Annotated in this window: 1 pseudogene; it reads left to right on the plus strand. The window is 41.2% G+C overall.

The window, feature by feature from the left end:
* Positions 1-580, plus strand: a pseudogene (locus NML69_RS09910) (IS630 family transposase); the annotation flags it as partial.

Consider the following 580-nt stretch of genomic DNA (forward strand, 5'->3'; position numbering starts at 1 on the left):
AATTTGAAAAAATATAAGGAGTTTGGTTTAGAAGCTCTTCTTCAAGAGACTCGTGGTGGACGTCATCGAGAATATATGACTTACGAAGAAGAACAAGCATTTCTAAAACGTCATATAGAAGCTGCTCAGGCTGGGGAATTTGTAACTGTCAATCAGTTATTTGAAGCCTATCAAAAAGAGATTGGTCGCACTTCTACACGTGATGGTTTCTATTGTCTCCTGAAACGCCATGGTTGGCGAACAGTCACTCCTCGACCTGAACATCCCAAGAAGGCAGACGCTCAAACAATTGAGACGTCTAAAAATAAAATCTACATTCGAGACCTTAAGTAAGCGCTTTAAAGAAGAGGGGGTCTTATAACAAAGTACGCTTGATGTACCAAGATGAAGCTGGTTTCGGGAGAATCAGTAAGATGAGTTCTTGTTGGGCTCCTCAAGGAATTCGACCTAACATTCATAGTCATTATATGCGAGAATATCGCTATTGTTATGGGGCAGTAGATGCTCAGACAGGTGATTCCTTCTTCCTCATTGCTGGAGGATGTAATACTGAGTGGACGAATGAATTTCTACGGCAAGT

The organism is Streptococcus sp. CF8-6 (assembly GCF_024295845.1).
Lineage (GTDB): Bacteria > Bacillota > Bacilli > Lactobacillales > Streptococcaceae > Streptococcus > Streptococcus oralis_BO.